General features: G+C 43.9%; 7 protein-coding genes. 3 read left to right on the top strand and 4 right to left on the bottom strand.

Features of this window, described 5'->3' with window-relative positions:
* Positions 1-1,198: type IIL restriction-modification enzyme MmeI (locus tag PX484_RS05720; protein WP_288103117.1), on the top strand; the 1,198-nt coding region annotated here is incomplete at its 5' end.
* A gap of 134 nt (positions 1,199-1,332) precedes the next feature.
* Here PX484_RS05720 and PX484_RS05715 read toward each other — a convergent pair.
* Positions 1,333-1,533, bottom strand: coding sequence for a hypothetical protein (locus PX484_RS05715; RefSeq protein WP_002798182.1), 201 nt, complete (start codon positions 1,531-1,533; stop codon positions 1,333-1,335).
* A 283-nt stretch (positions 1,534-1,816) separates the two neighbouring features.
* Here PX484_RS05715 and PX484_RS05710 point away from each other — a divergent pair, with 283 nt between their 5' ends.
* Positions 1,817-2,461: a lysophospholipid acyltransferase family protein gene (locus PX484_RS05710; protein WP_002736110.1), complete on the top strand. Its 645-nt coding sequence runs from the start codon at positions 1,817-1,819 to the stop codon at positions 2,459-2,461.
* 363 nt (positions 2,462-2,824) lie between these two features.
* Positions 2,825-3,169, top strand: coding sequence for a hypothetical protein (locus PX484_RS05705; protein WP_002802940.1), 345 nt, complete (start codon positions 2,825-2,827; stop codon positions 3,167-3,169).
* Here the strand turns inward: PX484_RS05705 and cbiB are convergent.
* The 3 genes from cbiB to PX484_RS05690 are packed head-to-tail and all read right to left on the bottom strand — an operon-like array spanning position 3,140 to position 4,987.
* Positions 3,140-4,120 (bottom strand): adenosylcobinamide-phosphate synthase CbiB, encoded by a 981-nt coding sequence (gene cbiB / locus PX484_RS05700; protein ID WP_287767566.1) that lies wholly within the window; start codon positions 4,118-4,120, stop codon positions 3,140-3,142. The two genes, PX484_RS05705 and cbiB, sit on opposite strands and share 30 nt — an antisense overlap.
* A 2-nt stretch (positions 4,121-4,122) precedes the next feature.
* On the bottom strand, positions 4,123-4,596 hold the full coding sequence (locus PX484_RS05695) for a GFA family protein (protein WP_002802937.1): 474 nt from the start codon (positions 4,594-4,596) through the stop codon (positions 4,123-4,125).
* A complete protein-coding gene (locus PX484_RS05690; RefSeq protein WP_002783777.1) occupies positions 4,544-4,987 on the bottom strand; it encodes an Rrf2 family transcriptional regulator in 444 nt (147 codons plus the stop codon). Before PX484_RS05690 ends, PX484_RS05695 begins: the two co-directional genes overlap by 53 nt.
* Between the last annotated feature and the right edge of the window lie 38 nt (positions 4,988-5,025).

Below are 5,025 nucleotides of genomic sequence, written 5' to 3'. Positions count from 1 at the left end.
TATTCAAAATAGTTTAATTCGTTGCGCTTTAGTTAGCACAAATTCTATTTCTCAGGGTGAACAAGTTGGTGTTCTTTGGCAAGAGCTTTATCAAAAATATAAAATAAAAATTCATTTTGCCCATCGAACTTTTAGCTGGAGCAATGAAGCAAAAGGAAACGCCGCAGTTCATTGTGTTATTATTGGTTTTGGGCTAGAAGATATTGACAATAAACGTATTTTTGATTATGCTGATATTAAAGGTGAACCAACAGAAAGAAGGGTTAAAAATATTAATCCTTATCTAGTTGAGGGTAGTGACTTGGTAATTTTAAGTAGAAGAAAAACCATTTCATCTGTTCCAGACATAAACTTTGGAAGTATGCCAAATGATGGTGGTCATCTTATTCTTTCACAATCTGAAAAAGAAGAATTAGTTAAGAATGAACCTGATGCTGATAAATGGATAAGACGCTATACAGGGGCGCAAGAATTTATTAATGGTTATTCTCGTTATTGTCTTTGGCTTGTTAACATTCAACCTCAAGAATTAAAGAAGTCAAAAGAAATTTATAGAAGAGTTGAAGAAGTTAGAAAAGTGCGAAGTGAAAGCAATCGAAAAACCACTCAAGAATTATCTAAATTTCCAACTCTTTTTGGAGAAAATAGACAACCTGATACTAATTATTTACTTATTCCGGGTGTTTCATCAGAGAATAGAAAATATATTCCAACTGGATTTTTATCTCCTGATATAATTACAAGTAATTCATGTTTAATTATTCCTTATGCAACTCTTTATCATTTTGGTATCTTAACTTCAGAAATGCACATGGCATGGGTTAAATATGTTTGCGGAAGATTAAAAAGTGATTATCGTTATTCAAACACCATCGTTTATAATAATTTTCCTTTTCCAGAAAATATCACCGACAAACAAAAACAAACCGTTGAAACTTGCGCTCAAGCTGTGCTAGATACTAGGGCAAAATATCCCGATAGTAGTCTTGCGGATTTATACGACCCTTTAACCATGCCTCCCGACTTGCTCAAAGCTCACCAAAAACTTGACAAAGCCGTTGATTTGTGTTATCGTCCCCAACCCTTTACCAGTGAATTAAATCGTATTGAATACCTTTTTGAACTCTATGAAAAATTAACCGCTCCCCTACTCCCTACCAGCAAACAAAAACCCAGGAAACGAAAAAATTCTCAATAACCGAAAATGCTTGCTTGTCTGCCTTTTATTCAGTCAACAGTGAACAGTCAACAGTGGAAAAACCTGATATAGTGCTATTGGGAGTAATCAGGTACAGCGACCTTCTTACCCGTTCTCCCTTCCCCTATCAAACCCTAGAAATCATCGGGAATAATCCATTGGGTCGGTTGCGTCAGTTTTTTCAGTCTAGCGGCTTCTGCCATTTCTAGCATCTTTTCCAAAGAAGTTTCGGCAATAAATTTGGCTGCTTCGGCGGCATGGGCTTGATTGGGGCATTTATCGCCTAAAATACAACCATTTAGGCAATCTACCGCACAATTTACCTGTTTTTCCATAAAAAATCTCTTTTTCTCACTAGATTTGGCCTTTATATTTTAACCCAACTTTTTTTCAGTACCTAGGCAAAATTAATTACACATCTTGCTAATCCTTTTGGCGCTCTCAACCGTAGGTAAGTAATTATGCCAGTTAAGAAAGCGGCACGCTTAACCTTTCCCTAACCCATAAATTGCTATAGATTTTAATTGTGTGAGGAGTGAGAAGAAAGCAAAGTCCTTGGGGTCGAAACACGGCAAGACTCCCAGGGGCTTTTCCATGTCTAGGTAACAATTGTCAGTCATGAACCAGCCTCAAGAGCGAGAACCTTTTGCCAGTTTAGTTTTATATCATCTCTTTAAATGGTCGATCGTTAGCCCAACCCTACACGGCTATTTTCGCGGTCGCGTTTACGGAGTGGAAAATGTCCCCCGTCGTCATCCTCTGATTATCGTCTGCAATCACGCCAGTTACTTCGATCCACCCCTATTATCCTGTGCCGTGCGTCGTCCCGTAGCTTATATGGCTAAAGAAGAATTATTTACCATCCCGATTTTAAAACAGGCGATCGCTCTTTATGGGGCCTATCCCGTCAAACGCAGCAGTGGTGATCGCGGGGCAATTCGGGCGGCGATGGGAGCATTAGCAGCGGGCTGGGCAGTGGGAGTGTTTCTGGAGGGAACCCGCACCGAGGACGGATTGATCCATCAACCAAAACTAGGCGCGGCGATGATTGCCGCTAAAGCGGGAGTTCCCCTGTTACCCGTCAGTTTATGGGGGACAGAAAAGATTTTTCAAAAAGGTTCTTCTTTTCCCCATAGTATCCCCTTAACTATTCGCATCGGAGAAGTGCTGCCGCCACCGATTTCTAGCAAAAGAGAGGCTTTACAGGCAGTTACCGAGCGCTGTGCCGAAATTATTAACGGATTACACGCCCTCGGACGCTAACTAGGGTTTGCGGCAAAAAGCTTTTCCTGGGGGCAGGGTGTGGGGTGTGGGGTGTGGGGTGTGGGGTGTGGGAATTATGAATTATGAATTATGAATTATGAATTGGGGGGGGGAAGTGGGGAAATTGAACTAAAACCCCAAAACCCCAAAACCCCAACCCCCAAAACCTGTCTCCTATCTCCTGACTCCTGAATACTGACTCCTGCCGACCGCCGACCGCCTGATCTCAACAAGCAATTTAAATTACGAACAGCTTATTCAGCAAACCCTAAATACCCGGGCAGCTGATTAGATTTCTTTCCCCGACACTTTCAAGTCGGGAATCTAGGCTAAAATTGGCATAACTCGACCATCGCCTCGACCATGTTCTTTTTTGTCCTCGGCTTCAATCTAGGCTTAACTTTATTTAATTGCTTTCTACTCTGGAAATTGTGGCAATTGCGGCGGATTTTAGGGCGAGTGACCAAAATTTTAAACCGGGTGGAACGACGTTTACACCACGTTTTTTACCCCGCCCCCGAATATATTCTCATCGCCGGGGCGAAAACCTATTATCTCCGACAAAACTATCAACGCCTCTGCGGACAGATACAGATACTGCAATCCCTATTCTTGACCTTCTCCCTGATTATCCGTTACTGGCAGCGTCAATCCCGTCAACGCCGTCGCCTCTGGTCGCTAAAATTGAGCAAAATCTCTAGCAACTAAGCAGCTAACAGCGATCGCTAACCAAAGTAATACACAAGTACGAGTTAAATGCAAAGCCTGTTCGACGGTTTTGACAGTAATCGGGTTGAGGTTATCGCCTAATAAAGGTTTTTCCACAATCTGGCCCCGATATTGATTTTTCCCCCCCAATTGCACCCCCAAAATCGCCCCATAGACGCATTCACTCCAACCGGAATTAGGACTAGGATCCCGACGGGCATCGCGCCAACAAATGCTTAAAACTCGCCCCGGCCGGCCCGAAATTAGGGCGAGAGTTAAGACCGTTAAACGACAGGGTAGCCATGTGAAAACATCCTCGCTTTTGGCACTAAACCAGCCAATATGGGTGTAGGGTGGCCGACGATAGCCAATCATCGAATCGAGGGTACTAGCGGCTTTATAAGCGCAAGCGAGGGGAACTGGTCCCACCCCCAGAAAGGCACCGAGAAGGGCATAAAAAAGCGGCGCGGTAACTCCATCCACACCATTTTCACTGACGGTTTCTAATAGGGCGCGGAGGATTTCTTCGCGGCTGAGATTATCTGTGTCGCGACCAACGTATAAACTTAGTTGGCAACGAGCTAAGGTGATATTTTCCGCTTGTAAAGCTGCGATGACGGTTTCGGCAGCCCTGCGTAAACTTCTACCGGCTAAACAACTAGCCAAGAGAATCATTTGTACTAGGTAACTCAGCAGCAAATTGACCTGACCTAACCATTGGATTCCTAGCCAAGTTAAGGCCCCAGTCAAGATAATTAAACCCAGTCCCAGAATTATGCCCCCTAAACGTTGGCGAATTTTTTCCCGCGTCCAATTAAGGATAACTTTTGTGGCAACGGCAATAATCGCCCCCATCACCTGCACTGGATGAATCCATCCCCAGGGATCGCCGATCAGATAATCTAAAACTGCCCCTAATACTAAAATGATCGCCGTTGCCGTTTCCTTCACAATTACTCCCTTTTACCATCGACATCCCGAATTTTCTCAATATTGTCTTCCCAGTTAGCCCCATCAAAGAACTGGATCTGAAAATCCCCTAAGACATTACCCTCCAAACAGCGCAGGTTTATATCTATAGCGTCAGGATGGGAGCGGGGACGATAGAAAGGATGAATACCACAAACACGACAAAAATAATGTTGGGCTGTGTGGGTATTAAATGTGTAGGTACTTAAGAAATCTTCACCGCTTAGGAGGGTAAATTGTGCTGAAGGAACAATCAGATGCAGAAAACCTTTTTTCTGACAAATCGAACAATTACAGTCTAGAGCTTGATCATGCTCGATCGCCACTTGAAAACGGATCGCTCCACAGTGACAACCTCCCCCATAAATCTTTGCTTGAGTTGTTGCTGTCATAACTTCTAAACTACTAAACAATAAAGCTGGTTTCCTCTCCCCTAGCGGCGATCCAGCTACGCGCATCGTAGTATAAATCGGCTAAGGTAATCTTCCCCAGGGCCTCTTTTAATTTCTCGTGGAGGTGTTTCCAGATAGTAAATGTCACCCAATCTTCTGCCTGTTCGTCCCTGGGATGATAGCCTGATAATGGCTCGATCGTCTCTCCCACCGCCTCCAAAATTTGCCCCAACGAGATACGATTTGCCGGCCTGGCCAATTGATAACCCCCTTGCGCTCCCCGAAAGGAACGAACTAACCCCGCTCGTCGCATTTCTATGAGCAATTTCTCTAGATAAGCGGCCGGGATATCTTGACGCAGGGCGATCGATTTTACCGATACGGGAGTTCCCCTCGGTTGTAAACTAAGATCCAGCAAGGCTTTAACACTATAGTGACCCCTAGTTGTTAGCTTCATTATCCCTCATTTTTACCTCTTGATCTCTATCCTACCCC

The organism is Microcystis sp. M49636_WE2 (genome assembly GCF_030065375.1).
GTDB classification, from domain to species: Bacteria; Cyanobacteriota; Cyanobacteriia; order Cyanobacteriales; family Microcystaceae; genus Microcystis; species Microcystis aeruginosa_C.
Note: the sequence above shows the minus strand (reverse complement) of the source record. Positions and strands in the feature narration are given on the sequence as shown.

What these genes read in the sequence shown, in the direction of transcription:
- PX484_RS05715 (WP_002798182.1), bottom strand. Translation starts at nt 1,533, where the DNA reads ATGGAAAAACAGGTAAATTGTGCGGTAGATTGCCTAAATGGTTGTATT.
- PX484_RS05710 (WP_002736110.1), top strand. Translation starts at nt 1,817, where the DNA reads ATGAACCAGCCTCAAGAGCGAGAACCTTTTGCCAGTTTAGTTTTATAT.
- PX484_RS05705 (WP_002802940.1), top strand. Translation starts at nt 2,825, where the DNA reads ATGTTCTTTTTTGTCCTCGGCTTCAATCTAGGCTTAACTTTATTTAAT.
- PX484_RS05695 (WP_002802937.1), bottom strand. Translation starts at nt 4,596, where the DNA reads ATGCGCGTAGCTGGATCGCCGCTAGGGGAGAGGAAACCAGCTTTATTG.
- PX484_RS05690 (WP_002783777.1), bottom strand. Translation starts at nt 4,987, where the DNA reads ATGAAGCTAACAACTAGGGGTCACTATAGTGTTAAAGCCTTGCTGGAT.